This window comes from Pseudoalteromonas sp. bablab_jr010, from assembly GCF_016464105.1.
Classification (GTDB): Bacteria; Pseudomonadota; Gammaproteobacteria; order Enterobacterales; family Alteromonadaceae; genus Pseudoalteromonas; species Pseudoalteromonas simplex.
Genome location: NZ_JACDWV010000020.1, coordinates 1 through 17,621 on the forward strand (window position 1 = coordinate 1; position 17,621 = coordinate 17,621).

Here is a 17,621-nt window from a genome sequence, read left to right on the forward strand (position 1 = left end):
CGCAGTATAAATCGCTTTTAAACCAACCCTTTGGGCGCTTCACAGGCACTTACTCTCATCGTTGTTACTTCTTAAAAGGGACTGCCATTCTTGCAAAGTAACGCCTTGATATTAAGCACCTGTGAAACGCTGAATTCTGCATCTTGAGGTGGTTTGGGTATAGAAAAAAGCCCTGCTAGTGCAGGGCTAAATCAACGTTAGGATTTATTATTGTATCCTTCCTTGGTCAGAGTATTAGAACTGGTATTTGTACTCAATTGAGAACTCAGTGCCTTTCTCTTTAGAGCGAGTTAAAGTTCCCGCTGACTCTATTTCAGATTTTGCGCCCAAGATATTAGTCACTTTGAACTTCAAGCTTGAGTTGAAATCAGGGAAATAGGTGTAGTTAAAGTCTAGAGAGTGGAAAGGTTGCTCCATCCAATCTTCTTGACCTTCAATGCCAGGAATAATAATTCGCTCACCAAATACATTATAGATTAGCGTTGAAGCATGCTGCCCACTAGGTGCGTCATAGCCTAACTGCATATTCACAACATATTTTGAATGGCCCGTCATGCGACGTGTTGTATTTGTAACCGCTGCAGAAACTCCTGTTTGTTCAACAATCGCCTGACGGTCCATGTTGATTTCTGAGTCACTTAACGTCACGTTACCTGTCATGAACACGTCTTGCCAGAATCCACCTAAGAAAGCAAAATCTTTCAGGTATTCAAATTCAACACCCGCAACATAACCATCTTCTGCATTAGCAATACGTACCAGAGGTGGACCATCTTGTGCAGGTGATTGAACAGACTCAATTGGATCAACCATGTCTTTATAGAACACACCAACAGAGAAGTTCTCGCCCGTATCAAAATAGTTTTCCCAGCGGAAATCATAGTTTTTGATTTGCGTTGTACGTAAACCAGGCGTACCACCTACAGGGTATTCAGTAAGTGGGTCGATGTAAGTTGCATCAGAAATCTCACGTAAATCTGGACGAACAACTGTTTCACCATAGCTTAAACGCCATTGCGTTTCGTCGTTTTGCACATAAGTTAAAGCAAGTGCACTATAAACGTCGTCTTCACGGAATGCGAGCTGATCTAACTCATCATAATCAATTGAAGATGCAAGGCCACCAGTAAATGGGTCAAGCGGAACAGATACTTGACGGAAATCTTCCCAACGTAAACCACCGGTAATACGCCATGTGTTATTGAAGAAGAAATCAGCTTCGAAGTAATAGGCATCCACTTTCTGCGCTGACTTATAGTCATCGCCTGAAACCGTTGTGTCGTTTAAGATTGGCTGCGTTAGTGATGCGTTTGTAAGTACATCATCAGATAAAATGGTGTTTAACTCATTTCCGTTTAAGTCAACATCTGAGAATGCACGTGTATTGATATCAAAACGACGGTTAGTTGCTGAACGCTCTTTAGAGATAAAGTCAGCACCTGATTTAAGCTCAACATCCACGCCATCTAGCATAATAGGCAACGTAAAGTTAAAACCGTAGTTCTCTACTTCATCATCCAAATCTTGGAAAGTGTAACGCGCAGCCGTTGTTGCATTGGTTAATGCGCTTTCGTTTACTGTATCGTAAAACCCATCTTCATTGGCATCAGTAACAATGAAACGCGTTTTCATGTTACCTGGTGCGTAACGGTTTGAGCGACCAATTGAATACTTCCAGTCAAAACCCGCGTAATTCAACCAATCAAAAGTATGCATACCTTTTAATTGATTAACGATCAGCTCACGCTCTTCATAACGAACATCATACGAACGTACACGCTTGTTATCAGAGGTATTGTTGTTTTGGTCAATACCCAAACGGTCTGAAATTTTATCTTCAGTATCGCGTAAGATTAAAGCCGTGTAGTCAACTTTATGCGCTTTGTCATACTCAACACCAACCGTAACCATCCCTGATGTTTTAACCGTGTGCTCTGTACTTAGTACTTGGTCATAACCACGGATCATGGTTGTTGAATTTTCACCAATCAAGAAGCCTTGACCTTGATACTCATCTGCAACAACGTGCTTATTATCGTAGCTAAGCGACGATAAGAAACCGTAGCGCCATTTATCTGATTCGAAGCTGTTACCTAATGTGGCAGTAAACTTCGTATTCGGATCAACCTTTGCTGATTTTGGATCATAATCGCGATTTAACGATAGGGCTAAAGCACGGCTTTGCTCAGGTGTTAAATCATCAAGCGATTGACCACTTTGGTATACATCAAGGATAGGACGTGGAATTTCGCGTGTGCCATCATCAACACCGTACCAATCATCCGAACCACCGTTGTATTCAAGGCCATCATCAAAGTTATTAGTGTTGTAACCAAGCTGACCCGACACATCAAATACAAATTGATCAGGAATTGATTTCAAACGAATATCAACGTTACCACCACCAAAAGACGCTGGCATTGACGGTGAATACGATTTTTGTACTGATAAACTTTCGATAATACCTGATGGAAATAAATCCAGTGGTAATACAGAACGTGTTGGATCTGGACTTGGTACTGCAGAGTTATTTAACTGTGTACTTGAATATCGCTCACCTAAACCACGAACATAAATAAACTTACCATCAACAAGTGTTAAACCTGTTACACGGCGTAGCGCTGCAGCAGCGTCACTATCACCACTTCGTGAAATTTGCTCTGCACCCATAATATCAGCAACGAATGCTTGCTGTTTACGCTCTTCTAGAACAGCTGTTGCAGTGCCTTTTAAACGACTTGCACTAACAACAACTTCTTCAAGAACAGCTTCTTCGTCTGCTTCAGCTGCGTGTGCTGAGACACTCAAGCCGCATAAGATAGCTGCGCTTAGCGCTGTTAAGCTGAACTGTTTTGAATATTGTTTCATGTTTACCTCTATCTGAAATAAGTTACAGAAAGTTGTTTAAAGGTGCTAAACACGTTGTTTAGCACCTTGCTTACTGTGTTATTCCAGACCTACTGTCCAACCTTCAGTCCAGTTGTTATCAGCAGATACTGCACCAATGTGCGTTGTTGTATCGAAGAAACCGTCGATTGCTTTCACGTCTGTCGCTGTTGTTGTATCGATAGTAAAGATACCATTTACAACTTGCGTTTGACCTGTAGCAACTAAGTTACCTAATGTGTTTGTCCACCAGTTCTCAACGCTGAAATCTACACCACTTGGGTCTTTGAAGTTTTCAGAACATGCAATCACTGATGATTTAATCATTAAGGTGCCATCTTGAGCATTGTTCACTGTTTCACTTTCACCAGAAGCTGCACCTTCAATCTCAAGACATTCGCCCATGCCTTCAGGGCCCGTTACGATTGTGTTATAGATTTGTGCACCCGTACCTTCACGGAAGTACATACCTTCTGAGTCATCTTCACCGTCAAAGGTATTACCAATGATTGTTAAGTTAGCAATTGTTGGGTTTGACTTAGGCGTTTTAGACGGTGTAGTACCATCGTTGTCTGCTTCAATACCACGGTTTGCATCTGAGTTATCAGCTGCTTGCTTAACAAGAATATGCTGCATTTTACCTTGGAAACCATTGTCCCAGTCGATGCTGTCATCTTGAATGCTTGTTAGTACTAAGTACTTCGCTTGTACGTTACCACCGAAGAATTCAACACCGTCATCCGCGTTTTGGTGAACTTGCACATACTCAACAGTAGTACCAGAACCAACACCACCGAACGTAATACCGTTTAATTCGTTATCTGGTGCGATTTCGTAACCACCATTCATCACACGAACATAACGCAGCGTACCTGAGTTGTCCGTTGTATCAGTACCACCGAACACGGCACCTGACTCCACACCTTCAACTTGAAGTGCACAATCGCCTTCTGCTGGACACTTGTTCGATGGTGCATTACCAAGAAGAACTAAACCACCCCATTGGCCCGCTGCTGTAGTGCCGCCCATAACATCTTGGCTTGAAGTGAACGAGATGTGCTCATCTTTAGTACCGTTAGCATTAATTTTTGAACCACGGCTAATTACTAAGTAATCATCACCTGTACGGCCATATACTGTTACGCCTGGCTCGATTGTTAAAGTAGCTGAATCTGCATTATCATCACCTACAAATACTGCACCGCTTAATGCGTAGTAGTTACCCGCAGTAAGTGTTAAATCTGCAGTAATACGACCAGACACTTCACATGTTGTTGTGCTGCCATCAACTGGAGAAATTGACGTTGTACCAGATGGACAACCTGCTACAGCTGGTGGTGCCGTTACTTCACCGCCACCGTAACCAAATGCCCAACCTTCACGCCAGTCATCTGAATCATTCAGTGCACCAACAAAGTCAACTGTATCGAAGAACGCATCAACAGTATTTGCTACATCTTGTCCCGCGCCTAGTAATGGCGAGCCTGCAATTGGTTGACCGTTTGCACCAAGCATTGGCTTGTCATTGATTACGTTACCAGATTGTGCTGTAAACCATGTTTCAAGCTCAAGTAACGTGTTGCCGCTACCATCAACTGGATTTTTGAAGTTTTCGCCATTAGTACACGACATAAACGTGTTTTGCATTAAGATAGTGCCATCGTTAGCGTTATTTACTGTTTCGCTAGCACCGTCTTCTGCACCTTCAATCTCTATACACTCACCCATTTCATCAGAGCCAGTGATCACTGAGTTATAAAGGTGTAAACCTGTACCTTCACGAAGGTAGATACCTTCAGCATCATCTTCACCATCAAAGTTGTTACCGATGATTGTTAAGTTAGAGATGATTGGTAATGATTTTGGTTCTTTAGAAGGTGTGCTACCGTCGTTATCTGCTTCGATACCACGGTTTGCATCTGTTGAATCAGGATCTTGTTCAACATAAACGAATTGCATTTTACCTTGGTAACCATTATCCCAGTCGATGCTATCGTCATCGATGCTTGTTAATACAACGTGCTTAAGGTTTACTGCACCACCGAAGAATTCAACACCATCATCTGAATTATTGTGAACTTGTAAGTATTCAACTGTAGTACCAGAACCAACAGCACCAAACGTAATACCATTTAGTTCGTTGTCTGGTGCAATTTCATAACCAGCGTTTTTAACAACAACATATTTTAATGTACCTGAATTATCTGTGTTATCCGTACCGCCAAATACAGCACCTGATTCAACACCTTCAACTTGAAGAGCACAATCGCCTTCAGCAGGACACTTATTAGAAATACCATTACCAAGAAGCACCATACCGCCCCATTGGCCTGCAGATGTTTCATCACCCACTACATCTTGCTTAGAAGTAAAGATGATAGGGTCGTTTTTAGTACCTGTAGCTTCAATTTTAGAGTCACGACTAACAACTAGGTAATCAGAGCCGCTGTTACCGAATACGACCGCTCCTGCTTCAATTATTAATGTTGCACTGTCTGCTTTATCGTTACCAACAAATACTGCACCATCAAGTGCCCAGAATGCGTCTGTTGATAATGTTGTATCTTCTGTAATTACGCCTGAAAGAACTTGAACTGTTACATCACGACCTAATGCAGCAGATACTTCATTCGAAAGGCTTTGGCTGTATACACCTGGTAACTCTTCAGTTGTTGGTGGTGTAGTTGGGTTAGTAGGTGTAGTTGGTTGCTCAACTGTTTCGTCCACGTTGATGTTGATGTCACCACCGCCACAACCTGCTAAAGAGATTGCTGTAGCTACAAGACTAACCTTGAATAAGCCAGATAATTTCATTGTTCACTCCGTTAAGATAGATATTTAATTATTGTGTTAGCGCATAAACTCAAGTCACCGAAAAAGCACTAAAACTTAATGCTTTTGGGTCACTTGAGTTTTAAACTGCGACTACCTTACGGGAGCTGTATGACAAACTAGTTACACTTTAATAAACATAAAATGACAATATTAATTATTTAAAAAAGAGTAAGTTAGTAAATTTTAGGAACGGAAAAAAGCCGCCCGAAGGCAGCTTTGGTGTTGCGATTATAAATTAGTTCTTTTGTACGCTTACCTGTTGAATACGATTTAGAGTAAAGCGGTACGTAATGTTTCGGCGTGCACTTTTTCACGCTTCACATACTTGATCCATTGCTCAGCTAAACGCTGCGACTTTTTGTGTTTTTCCGCTTGCTCAAACGCTAAAATCGAGGCATCAAAGTTTTGTAAATTGTACTGCGCCATACCTAAGGCAACATACACATTTGATTCAAACTCTAAGCCGCCTTTATCTAGGGCTTTACGTGCTGCATCCGCTGCTTCTTCGTATTTTTCAAGATTAATACTTACCTCTGCAATACGTTGTTCGTACTGACCATGCGTTACTAAATCAGCGGCTTTTGCAAAATAAGCAAGTGACTTTTCACCCTCTTTTGCTTGTACCATTGCTTCTGCAACAAAGGCATAGTTTTTCGCTGATTTTTCAGCGACACCGTCTTGCATAGCTTTACTCATCACGTTCGCCGCTTTAAAAGCCAGGCCGTTGTATAAATAAACTTGCGATAATTGACGTAAATCTGATTTAGATTTCATGAAACCTTGTTGATATGCCGCTTCTAAAATCGCTAATTGCTTTTTCTCTGCGCCCGTTTCACCGTACATGCCACCTAACTGAACCCAGTACTCAGGCTTGTTGTAAAGCTTAACTAAACGCTCAAGTACCTCGACCACTTTGTCAGACTGGTTAAGTGAGTAGTACATAGCACGCTGTAAGATTAACCAGTTTTCTTTTGGCATTTCACCTTTGCTGTCGGCTTCTGCGATAGCAAGGTTAATGTTCTCAATGCCTTTTTGGTAATCTTTAAGCTGATAATATGCTTGTGACTTTAATACGTAATAAGCATCTGTTTTAGGCTTGTCGTTAATCACATCCCACTGCGCTAAATATTTGATTACCTTTTCGTAATCGCTATTAGCCATGGCAAGTTGCGCTAAGCTAAAGGTGGTGCTTACACGTAATGTTTCTGGAATCGCATCTTCGTTTACTACTTTTTCAAACGAGGCAATTGCTTTATCTAAGTCGTTTTCGTTGTAGTAAATAAAACCGTAGAAATTATGCATCATGGCAATTTCATACGAGTTCATGCTTGAAGAGCGCTCTTGAATACTATCGAGTGCTTCTAGCCCTGCTTTTGCATCACCATCATCAGCCAGCTTTTGTGCTCGTGCTAATTGGCTATACACTTTTTCACGCAGTGCAGGTACTCGTTTGGTTTTTTGCTCCTCAGCGTAAGCTGTTGCAAGTGTCACACCTGGTAACATGCTAACAACGCTTGGGACTACAAGGCTGCTTGTGAAAGCAGCCGCGCAAATCACGGCAACTTTTAAAGGTTTCATAATCGCATTCCTCTTTTCTAACCGTTAATTTGGAAAGAAATTTTGTTCTGTACGCCCGCTACTTCAACAGCTTCACCGTTAACAACGCGCGGTTTATATTTAAATTTAAGTGCTGCATCCATCGCAGCGCGGTCAAACAGTGACTCTGGTTCAGCTTTAATCACTTTCGGGTCACGAACTGTGCCTTGCTTGGTTACTGTAAACTCAACAATCACATAGCCTTCGATACCACGCGATAAAGCTCGGCGCGGGTAAACAGGCGCTACTTTTACAATCGGTAGGTATTCACCATCGCTTGATTCAAGGGCTAAACCGCCAGCTAAGTTAACGTCGGCTTCAACACTGGCACCAAAGTCAAAGTTGGCATTACTCGCGTTAGGATCACTGTTTTGCATTTGCGGTGATTCCATTGGTGGAGGTGGCTCTTTTGGCGTTGGTGGCTTTTGCGGTTTACGTTCTTTCTTTTGCACTGTCTCTTCTTTTTTCAGACGAACAAAATCAAGTACGTTTCCTTTTACGGGCTCAGACATAGCCCCTTCACCACCGGTGATCAGTGCCTGCATGCCTAAAAACAGCATAACAGTCACGATACCAGCGATGATTAATGCAACTATATAACGCATTGCTCACATTCCTTATGATGCTTCTTGCGCAGCAATCGACACATCAAATGCGCCTGCAGCACGCGATGCATCCATTACTTTAATAAGTACATCGGTTGTGGCTTTCTTATCAGCTTGAATAACCACGCTACCTTGTGGGTTTTCAGCTTTTAAGCGCTCGATATTTGCTTGAACTGCACGAACATCTACTTGGCGTTTGTTGATCCAAATTTCACCTTTGTCAGAAATAGCAACTAAGATGTTGGCACGCTCTTTTTTCACTGCTGTTGCTGCTTCAGGGCGGTTTACATCAATACCGGCTTCTTTTACGAATGATGCTGTTACGATAAAGAAGATAAGCATGATGAAAACAACGTCTAGCATTGGCGTCATGTTGATTTCTTCAGCGTCGTCTTCTTGAAATAGGTTACCTAGTGGCGCTCTCATTGTTAGTCTCCTAGTGGGTGATGCTCACATCACCCTAAAATTCGTTTAGTGGTCTAAGACCATGTTGTCTTCAAGTAATTGCACTTCGCGTTTTGCACGACGTTGTAAGAACGTTGATGCGAAAACCCCTGAAAGTGCACCCACCATGCCGGCCATTGTTGGAATAGTGGCTTTAGACACCCCTGATGCCATCGAACGTGCACTGCCTGTGCCTGTGATTGCCATTACATCAAATACTTCGATCATGCCAGTTACGGTACCTAACAGACCTAAAAGTGGACATAACGCAACCATTACGTTGATTAGCGCAAGGTTATTATTTAGTTGCATGCCAGCGCGTGAAATCATCGCTTGGCGAATTTGCTCTGCGTTCCAGCTGTTACGCTCTGCTCTATTGCTCCAAGTGCTTTTTACGTCTTTCTTGTAGCGTTTAAAGCCACCAAAAAAATACATAAAACGCTCAAGTATCAATAACCACATCGCGAAGATGAGGACCCCGATGACCAAGAGAACTTGGCCACCTGTGTCGAGGAAATCACGTAGAGCATTGATTGCATCAATCAATAGCACCATGATTTATGCTCCTTTCTCGCTTCGCTCTGCGATGATACCTGCGCTTTGCTCTTGTAAAATCAACAGCATGTTTTTAGAGCGCGTGTTAAGAAGTGTGTATAAGAATACTGTAGGGATAGCCACAACCAGACCAAGTACCGTTGTTACAAGTGCCTGAGAAATACCACCCGCCATTAGTTTAGGGTCACCTGTACCAAACAAGGTAATTGCTTGGAAGGTGTTAATCATACCGGTTACCGTACCTAGTAGACCAAGTAGTGGTGCTACCACAGAGATAATCTTAATTAGCGTCAGGTTACGAGTAATTTTTGGCATTTCACGAATGATTGCTTCGCTTAATTTAAGCTCAAGCGTGTCGTACGCTACATCTGGGTACTGATCTTTCACTTTCATTACGCGACCAAGAGGGTTGTCATCACGTGCCACTGTGTCTTTAAGTTGACGACGGATTTTGCTACCCATAATCATTAGAGATACAAAGCGCTCAAGTGCAATTAGTAAAGCGATTAAGCCAACACCTAAGATGATGTAACCAACTGTACCACCTTGATGAACTTGCTCTTCAGTATCTGGTGCTTGAACTAAAAGACCTAAAATTGAACCGCCAGTTGGGTCAAGTGCAAACGGTACAACACCTGAGTTTGCTTGTTGTAAATCAGCTGCAGTTGCTGTGTAACGGCTGCTAGGCTGACGCGTAAGCTGGCTGATTGTATTTGTAGCTGATGTGTACTCTAGGTATTTACCATCAGCGATTAAGTTAAATGCACCAACGCGCACCACTTCTTTTTGTGCTTTGCTGCCACCTTCGACGATAACATCTGTTGTAAAGCGAGATACTTTACCTTGCTCAGTCATTTCGCGCTGTAATTCAAACCATACTTTTTCGATATCATCGATAGAAGCAAGCTTTGACGTTGAACCCATTTTTTGTGCCAGCTCATCCATGAAGTTACTACGACCAGGAAGCTCTGCAGAAACAACTGACGTCATGAATTTATTGCTTGAATCACCCGCTACTTGTTGTAACACACCGAATAGCTCTTTAAGTGAACCCATGCGGTTTGAAAGTGTGTCTGTTAAGTTAGCTAGCTTCACTTCGTTTTCTTCAAACTGAGTTTCTAAGCGCTCCGACTCGTTAAGCATTGCAGTACGTTTTGCTTGTGTATCTTTGAGCATTTGTACTTGTTCGTTTTGACGCGCCATGAACTCTTGTTCTCGTTGTTTATTTTCAGCGCTTTGCTGTGCTTTACCTTGCTCTAATGTTTTTAGTAATGAGTCTAAATCCATTGGCTCAGCTGCTAGGGTGCTACCGGCAAAACCAAGGCCAGCTGCAAACACGGCCATTTTTGTCATTTTCGTTAATAATTTCATCTCAAACCTCTTATTCAGCAGCGTGGACTGGCAGTGTTAACATATCTGGGGCAAGTTGCTTACGTGCAATGCGTAAACCTTTGTTGATTTGGCTGATTGCAGAATCTGGTAATTCAACAAACGATTTTGTTTGCGTATCCCAGCTACCTGCTTTTTTGCCGTCGCGTGTTAAATAAATAAGTTCTAAACGACCGATGCGTAAGAAATCCACTTCGCGCTCTTGGCCATCTACATTCAGTAATGATGTGTACGCTTCGATAGTGCGACCGTAATCTACTTCTACTTGGTAAGCTTCAAGTAAGCGGCGGAATTTTTCACTTGAAGTAATGTCTGCGCGGTCCATCATTTCTTTTAATGATGCAATACGCTTGCTACGTTCTTCAGTTAAGAAAGGCACGTCTAGTGCAACGAATTGCTCAAGACCTGTGATCATACGCATCATTAACGGCGTAATTTGACGCTCAATAACTGATACCTGATCCATTGACTCGTTTAACGCGTCCATTTCTGCAATTTGGTTGTTTAATTGCTTAGTAAGTTGCGCGTTATAAACAGTTAAGCCGTCAATTTCTTTATTAAGGGCTTTGAATTGTTGTAAACGACCTTGCATTGAATCTGCAATCTTGTCGATTTTAGTTTGTGATTGCGCTGCAGATTTGTTTATCTCGCTGCTTTTATCAATTACTTTATCTAGATCGTTTGCATGTACTGCTGCAGATGCCGCTACAATACCTGCTAAAATCAGTGGTTTAACGCCTTTCATCGCATACACCTTTACTCGTTAAGTTAGCTTAATTTGCTAGTTGGGTTGTTTTATTGTGCGAAAGGATAACGATGAAAAATGACAAGCATGTTGCGCAAAAAATACAAAAATATGACAGCTGTAACAATTAGTTTATATTGTGCAAAGATAAGGCAAAAGTTGCAGGGTTTCGGGAACTAAATATGGGATAGGATTTGCTGATAAGTACTTTGCCAGTCTTGATAATTAACAGGGACAGCAGCGTAGAGCCCTTCATTTTCAAGGACTAAAGACGGAAAGCCTTGAATTGGTAAGCTTCTCGCTTGGTTTATTTCGTCCATAAGTAATGAATTTATTTTTTCACTTTCTATTTCGTGAATAAATGCATTTTTATCTAGCAATCAATTAATGACTCTGATAATAATTTAGCAGCACTTGGAGCCCAAAAACATTTAGATGAACATATTTTTATCATGGTAAATAAGTCAGCTTTAAGGATGAGCATATGAAAGTCACCATTTTTTTAATTTCAGCCTATTTTGTAATTGGGGCGGCTTTAATACGCTTCGCGATTCCATTTTTTCTTTTCCCAACCATAGAGCTTGAGCAACCCACATTCGAAGTCGAAAAATATACAATTCAAGAAAATGGTTTAGAAATCATTGCACGATCATATGGTATGGAAGGAACTCCTTGCCTTTTTTTCTTTCCTGGCCAACATGGTGGCATAACTAGATATGAGAGTGAAATAGCAAATAACACCAAATTTAAATCTTTTAATACAATTATCCTTTCTTATCCATCTCAAGATGGTGCTTCAGGTAAAGTCACAAACTTGGAAGCTTTTAATGAGTTAGTCGTTCAGCTTATAAATAAAACTAAAAAAGATAGTGAGTGTTCAAAAACCTTTTTTTATGGCCGCTCTTTAGGTGCGATGTTAGCTGCAAATGTTTCGGTGAATATAAATTCTCAAGGAATAATTCTTGAAAGCGTAGCTCTCTCCCTTGATAGAGCAATAGAAACTAAACTTCAGAATAAATGGTATTTATACCCCTATCAGATTTTACCGATTAAGCTGTTATTACCACATAACTACAATATTGAAGACTTACTACAGAAACAAAAAACAGCAAATATATTAATAGTTCAAGGGAATCAAGATAGCACCACGCCCCTGAATCAAATTGAAGATGTTGTTACGCGTAATAGTATAAGTTTATTAGAAATTGAAAATGGCGATCATTCTTCAACGTTTTCTTTAGCTCAAAATCAGATCAGCTCAATCATTAGCAATTGGTCTCAACAGTCTGAGTGAGATTCAAAGCTTAAATCAAATTGATACAGTGAAGTTATAAAGCGTTAGCCTAGTTCAGGTTTAAACTGTCTCAATAAAAATTGCGTTACTAATAAATACTATTTAAAAATTCGCGGATCGAACTCAAACTCAAGCTTTTCAAAGTTTTTAAAACTTTCTTTCATTGCGGGATGGTTTGGATTTACAACATAGTTATTATCTCTAGGAGAGATTATAGATGGCACCTGGAGTGCCGCAAATTGGGGCTCTGCCACATTCAGAAATTCATCTCCAATTTCCTGCGTCTCCTCACTAACTGGTATATTTCTCCACGTTTTAGGTAAGTCTTCTTTATCCAGTTTTGCTATAAGTTCGTCTGGAATTTCTATAAGGTAAAGATCATATTGATCGACAATATTTGGATCATTGTTTACATGAACAAAGACTTCTAATGAACAAAGGGATTCTGATTCAGCGAAATACAATGCTTCAGTTCCTTTTGAGTTCCATCTACCACCAAATAACTTTGCTCCTGCAGGACTAAAAGGTGTATCTGCAAATTTTTTTTGTGTTAAACGGTACATTTTCATTATGAAAAGACACCGTGCTCAACTCTACCAATAAGATCTTTTACAATTTCAAAGTCTACAGTTGTAGACACCATATCTAATGGCCTTTTGCCTCCTAACCCATAGACACTTTCACGCATCCATTCTAATGCACGTTTCTCATCATTAAATAATTCTGTAGCTAACTTAATAAGCATTGCTAGCCTATAAATCGCGTCACTTTCCTGTGTGTTAAAGCGTTCTCCGTTTTTTAGTCGGCGCTTAATAGTGCTCACAGGTATATGAGTCACACTATGAAACTCATTTTGAGACAACTTTGTTTTTTCGATAATATTGCGATATACCTTAGGTTTGAATCCTTGGTGTACCGCATCCATACGAGCTGTTTTGGCGTCTTCAATGCCTAGAGCAATCCAAAAACTAGATTTGTTATCGCGATTCGGTTTAAAACTTTTTAATTCAGCATTTGCCATAACAGCTCCCAAAAACAATAGACCATATGAGCTTATAATACTGGCTCAAATGAGCCTAATTTGCAATAGCTGATCAAAGATAAGCCAAATGCGAAAAATATAAAACAATGTTTATATTTGAGATAAGCACTTTTTTAAGAGGGAATAACTTTCGCTTTCAGAAGAACATCAATGCAAAAACGAGATTAAATAGTATCAATTATTTGCTGATAAGTACTTTGCCAGTCTTGATAATTAACAGGAACAGCAGCATAGAGCCCTTTATTTTCAAGGACTAAAGACGGAAAGCCTTGAATTGGTAAGCTTCTCGCTTGGTTTATTTCGTCCATAAGTAATGAATTTATTTTTTCACTTTCTATTTCTTTAAGGAATGCGTTTTTTTCTAACCCTATTTGCTCAGCAAGGCTTGCAAGGGTGCTGATGTCAGATGGATTTTGTGCATCTAGGTAGTAGGCTTTTTGAATGGCATAATGCATCTCTTGCTCTTTATTTTGCTGCCTTGCGACAAGCACTGCACGGCATGCTGGGTAAGTAGAACGGCGCGGTTGCGCGGTATGCCAAAACTCATGATTAAATGGTGTGCCAAGTTGCTGCTCAATGCGCTGCCATGTTTGCTGTAAAAACTGCTGCATTTCTTTTCGCATTGGCTCATCTGAATCAGGCGCAAGGCCACCCACTTTATATTCAATAGCAAGTTTGTCGCCAATGGCTGCTTGAAGCTTTAACCAAGTTTCTCTGAAGCCCCAGCACCAACTACACATTGGGTCATAAACATAAATTAGCTTTGCCATTTAATTAACCTCACTTAAACCTGATACAACTAGATTGCGCCCTTTTGCTTTGGCCTTATACAAGTTTTCATCAGCATGCTTAATTGCTTTACTAAATTGGCTTCCCCTTTCGAGGCTGGCAATACCAATACTGCAAGTTATAGATATAGATTGCCCAACATCATAGGGGATCTGTTTTTGAGCAACAAAAGCGCGCAACTTTTCAGCTACAGAGTGTGCAATTGTTAGCCCTGTTTTAGGTAGTAAAATAATAAACTCTTCGCCGCCATAGCGTGCTTTTATATCGGTTCCTCGCAGTTTATCGTGCAACATAGAAGTAAATGCAATAAGTACTTGATCACCAAAATCATGGCCATAACTATCGTTGAGTGACTTAAAATTATCTAAATCAATTAATAATACTGACATAGGTAAGTAGTTTGCCGCTTCAGCTTCAAGGCGGGGTTGAATATGTTCATAAATGTAACGACGATTAGCAAGACCTGTAAGTGGGTCAGTCAATGCATCGCGTTTTTCTATTAAGGTAATACCAGCAATTTTTTGATGGCTTTTTTGTCTAAAGTATTCGCTAATCGCAGCGAACAAAATTACTAAACTAAAGGACGCTAAAAAGCGTGAAGTTTCAACTTGCCCATAGTGTGCTTGACCAAAATTAGGGCTGAACAGCAGTGCTAGAGAACTAAAATACATAATAGCAACCAATACACTGCCCACTTTTAACCCTAAGGTGACATAAGCCACAATGGGGTAAAACATTAGCCAATATAAAGCGGTATTCTCTTTACCGCCGGTGTACACTAAGGCCATACAAAGCAATAAGATAATAGATAAAATAATGCAGCTAACAGGCACCAGAGCACCTGTGCGAAAGTAATACAGCATGCACAGCACGATGGTTACATCACTCACAACCAACATAATAGTTAATGGTAAAGCGTAAATTTGATAGTTAGATAACACCAACGAAGTGATTAAAACAATGGCAAAAAAAGCCATGGTAAATAAGGTGAAGGCACGGCGCTGTTTATCCGCCGTGTCGACACTGTTTAAAGTAATTGCATTAAGCCAGTTTTGATCCAAAATTGCAGTCTCTTAACAACTAAACTTTAAATTTGAGCACTAATTTTTCGAGCTCATAAAACTGTGCTTTTAATTTTGTACACTCGTTTAAGGTGTTATTCAGATTGCTCTGGCCTTGATTAGAAAGCTCGCTAATTGAGTGTATGTCACTGTCTAAACTTTGAATGACTTGGTTTTGCTCAGTCGTGGCATTTGCAACACTGTGGTTCACCTCATCAATTGATTCAATGGCACGAGTTACTTCAGCCATTTTATCGCCTGCTACATGTGCTTGTTCAACACTCTTTTCGCTATCACGAATACTTGCAGTCATTACTTCAACCGCAGACGCAGAGCCTTGTTGTAACTGAGAAATTGTGTCTTCGATTTCTTGCGTTGATTGCTGTGTACGATGCGCAAGTTGGCGTACTTCGTCGGCGACAACCGCAAAGCCTCGACCCGCTTCACCCGCACGGGCAGCTTCGATTGCGGCATTAAGGGCTAGTAAATTAGTTTGCTCACTAACCCCTTTGATCACTTCAAGCACTTGGCCGATGCTTACGGTGTGTGCATCTAAACTATTAATGGTTTTTTGCGCCTGCTCCATATTACGAGACAAGGCATTAATTGCCGTTAAATTATCAGCTAATGCAGATTGGCTTTGTAATGATTGGCTGTTAGCACTGGTTGCTAAGGTTGACGCATTACTTGCACTATTTGAGATTTCTACCGCACTCGATGTCAGTTCATTGATTGCAGTTGCTACATTATCTGTACGCTTTGTTTGGTCAGCATACATGTCGAGCGTGCCTTGCGTTTGATTAACTAAACTCTCAACTAATCGTTCAAGCTCAACGGTGGTATTTTTAACTTGCTCAATTGATGTATGAATTTTCTCGATGAACGCATTAAAGTAATGGCTCAACTCACCAAACTCGTCATTATTTTCAACTTCAAGACGACGGGTTAAATCCCCCTCGCCTTGTGCAATATCCTTAATTGCATCGTTCAAGCGCTGCATTGGGCGCATTAAGTAGCGAAGTAAAAACTGCATCATCAGTACAATCGCGACAATACCTAACAGCATATAAATAGCTGCCATATTTCTAAATGAGGCAACCGATGAATAAGCTATTTCTTCGTTAATAACTACACCTAAATACCAATCAACGTTTTGAATACCTTTAACCTTGGTAAACGATACTAATTTGTCTGAGTCATCAATTTGAACTTCAACAAACTCAGATTGAAGCGATAAGTCTTTGCCAAATAAGTCACGCATGTTTTTATCGATAAACTTCGTTTCTGGGTGGCTTAAAATATGCCCTTCGCTATCAAGTAAAAAGCCATAACCAAACCCTAAAAAGTCAATTTCGTTGACGATTTTGGTAATCGTTTTCATGTCGATGTCGGCACCCGCAACACCACTAAACACACCGTTTGCTTGCATTGGCGCTACAGCAGAAATAGTTAGTTCATTGGTAGTTACATCAATATAAGGGGCTGTAAACGCAGTACTGCTTTTATTTTCAACAAGTTTGTACCATGGACGTTTGGTAGCATCGTAATCAGGTGGTAAGACAACCGATTGATCATTCAATACAAAAGTGCCATCAGTGATACCAATATAGGTATTTTTAAAATCACCTGCTTTGTCGGCTGTGTTTAGTTGTTTAAGTGTTAACTCTTTACTATCACCTAGCTGATAGGTGTCTGCGACAGACGAAACAATCGCTAATTTAGCGTTTAACCAGTTAGCTATATTTTGCGATACTGATTGAGAAATCTCTTGCAGAACAAGCGAAAGTTGTTCCTGTGTTTGACTGCGCATAGAGACGAAGTTATTGACGGTAAATAATCCGAGCACAATCACTAAAACCAGTGATGCAGCCGCAGTTACCTTGGTGGTAAATTTCAAAGTGCTTTTGGAGCTTTGCATGACAAACCTATTTGTTATTTTTTTCGTTGTTAGCACTTTTATATTTAACAAATTTAAAGCCATTTGTCTTATAAAATTAAGCTAAAACTAGGAAATCGTTACTTATAATTAAAGTACGCTTTCTTTATAAATCAATTACTTTATTAGCGGCAGCACATTCAACTTCTAAAGCCACATTAATAAAAAGCAGCAAAACACTCTTTGGAACGTTCCTACAGATTACCGCTTTAATCCCCCCTGAATACGTATTCATTAAATCATTCTGTCATCTAATTTTGTTGGCTAAAGCAAAAAATGGCACAAAAAAACCCCGCAACTCTGTGTAATGCCAGTCAGTTAAGAGCTGACTGGCATTTTCTTTTATAGGGATATTTATTAGGTTTCCTTCTTACCACCCTTGGATAATGCCTGTCTGGTAGCCTATCGGGTAAGATAAACAACCTAAGAGTTGTCAGTAATTCA

15 protein-coding genes are annotated in these 17,621 nt (G+C 40.5%); 1 reads left to right on the forward strand and 14 read right to left on the reverse strand.

What is annotated here, in order from left to right:
* Window positions 1-234: 234 nt before the first annotated feature.
* From JIG37_RS00315 to JIG37_RS00355, 9 genes are all read right to left on the reverse strand, one after another.
* On the reverse strand, window positions 235-2,868 hold the full coding sequence (locus tag JIG37_RS00315) for a TonB-dependent receptor (RefSeq protein WP_199528361.1): 2,634 nt from the start codon (window positions 2,866-2,868) through the stop codon (window positions 235-237).
* Window positions 2,869-2,946: 78 nt separating this feature from the next.
* Window positions 2,947-5,700 carry a hypothetical protein gene (locus JIG37_RS00320; RefSeq protein WP_199528362.1) on the reverse strand — a complete coding sequence of 918 codons (2,754 nt, stop codon included), beginning with the start codon at window positions 5,698-5,700 and terminating at the stop codon, window positions 2,947-2,949.
* Between the two features lie 291 nt (window positions 5,701-5,991).
* The gene (locus tag JIG37_RS00325; RefSeq protein WP_199528363.1) at window positions 5,992-7,299 is read right to left on the reverse strand and encodes a hypothetical protein; all 1,308 of its coding nucleotides are present in this window, start codon (window positions 7,297-7,299) and stop codon (window positions 5,992-5,994) included.
* Window positions 7,300-7,316: 17 nt separating this feature from the next.
* Window positions 7,317-7,922 carry an energy transducer TonB gene (locus tag JIG37_RS00330; RefSeq protein ID WP_054552071.1) on the reverse strand — a complete coding sequence of 202 codons (606 nt, stop codon included), beginning with the start codon at window positions 7,920-7,922 and terminating at the stop codon, window positions 7,317-7,319.
* Window positions 7,923-7,934: 12 nt separating this feature from the next.
* On the reverse strand, window positions 7,935-8,348 hold the full coding sequence (locus JIG37_RS00335) for a biopolymer transporter ExbD (RefSeq protein WP_036971869.1): 414 nt from the start codon (window positions 8,346-8,348) through the stop codon (window positions 7,935-7,937).
* A gap of 45 nt (window positions 8,349-8,393) precedes the next feature.
* On the reverse strand, window positions 8,394-8,921 hold the full coding sequence (locus tag JIG37_RS00340; protein ID WP_054552070.1) for a MotA/TolQ/ExbB proton channel family protein: 528 nt from the start codon (window positions 8,919-8,921) through the stop codon (window positions 8,394-8,396).
* 3 nt (window positions 8,922-8,924) lie between these two features.
* Window positions 8,925-10,292 carry a MotA/TolQ/ExbB proton channel family protein gene (locus JIG37_RS00345; protein ID WP_199528364.1) on the reverse strand — a complete coding sequence of 456 codons (1,368 nt, stop codon included), beginning with the start codon at window positions 10,290-10,292 and terminating at the stop codon, window positions 8,925-8,927.
* 10 nt (window positions 10,293-10,302) lie between these two features.
* Complete coding sequence (locus JIG37_RS00350; RefSeq protein WP_138600828.1) at window positions 10,303-11,055, reverse strand: DUF3450 domain-containing protein; 753 nt, start codon at window positions 11,053-11,055, stop codon at window positions 10,303-10,305.
* Between the two features lie 176 nt (window positions 11,056-11,231).
* On the reverse strand, window positions 11,232-11,435 hold the full coding sequence (locus JIG37_RS00355; RefSeq protein WP_199528365.1) for a hypothetical protein: 204 nt from the start codon (window positions 11,433-11,435) through the stop codon (window positions 11,232-11,234).
* Window positions 11,436-11,539: 104 nt separating this feature from the next.
* Between JIG37_RS00355 and JIG37_RS00360 the strand changes: the two genes are divergently transcribed.
* Window positions 11,540-12,349: a hypothetical protein gene (locus JIG37_RS00360; RefSeq protein WP_199528366.1), complete on the forward strand. Its 810-nt coding sequence runs from the start codon at window positions 11,540-11,542 to the stop codon at window positions 12,347-12,349.
* A gap of 98 nt (window positions 12,350-12,447) precedes the next feature.
* On the opposite strand, the gene JIG37_RS00365 is transcribed toward JIG37_RS00360, so the two are convergent.
* From JIG37_RS00365 to JIG37_RS00385, 5 genes are all read right to left on the reverse strand, one after another.
* Complete coding sequence (locus tag JIG37_RS00365; RefSeq protein WP_199528367.1) at window positions 12,448-12,918, reverse strand: RES family NAD+ phosphorylase; 471 nt, start codon at window positions 12,916-12,918, stop codon at window positions 12,448-12,450.
* Window positions 12,918-13,370: an antitoxin Xre/MbcA/ParS toxin-binding domain-containing protein gene (locus tag JIG37_RS00370; RefSeq protein ID WP_199528368.1), complete on the reverse strand. Its 453-nt coding sequence runs from the start codon at window positions 13,368-13,370 to the stop codon at window positions 12,918-12,920. Before JIG37_RS00370 ends, JIG37_RS00365 begins: the two co-directional genes overlap by 1 nt.
* A 185-nt stretch (window positions 13,371-13,555) precedes the next feature.
* The gene (locus JIG37_RS00375) at window positions 13,556-14,161 is read right to left on the reverse strand and encodes a DsbA family protein (RefSeq protein WP_199528369.1); all 606 of its coding nucleotides are present in this window, start codon (window positions 14,159-14,161) and stop codon (window positions 13,556-13,558) included.
* The gene (locus JIG37_RS00380; protein WP_235523677.1) at window positions 14,162-15,241 is read right to left on the reverse strand and encodes a diguanylate cyclase; all 1,080 of its coding nucleotides are present in this window, start codon (window positions 15,239-15,241) and stop codon (window positions 14,162-14,164) included.
* A gap of 19 nt (window positions 15,242-15,260) precedes the next feature.
* A complete protein-coding gene (locus JIG37_RS00385; protein WP_138616700.1) occupies window positions 15,261-17,159 on the reverse strand; it encodes a methyl-accepting chemotaxis protein in 1,899 nt (632 codons plus the stop codon).
* Window positions 17,160-17,621: the final 462 nt, after the last annotated feature.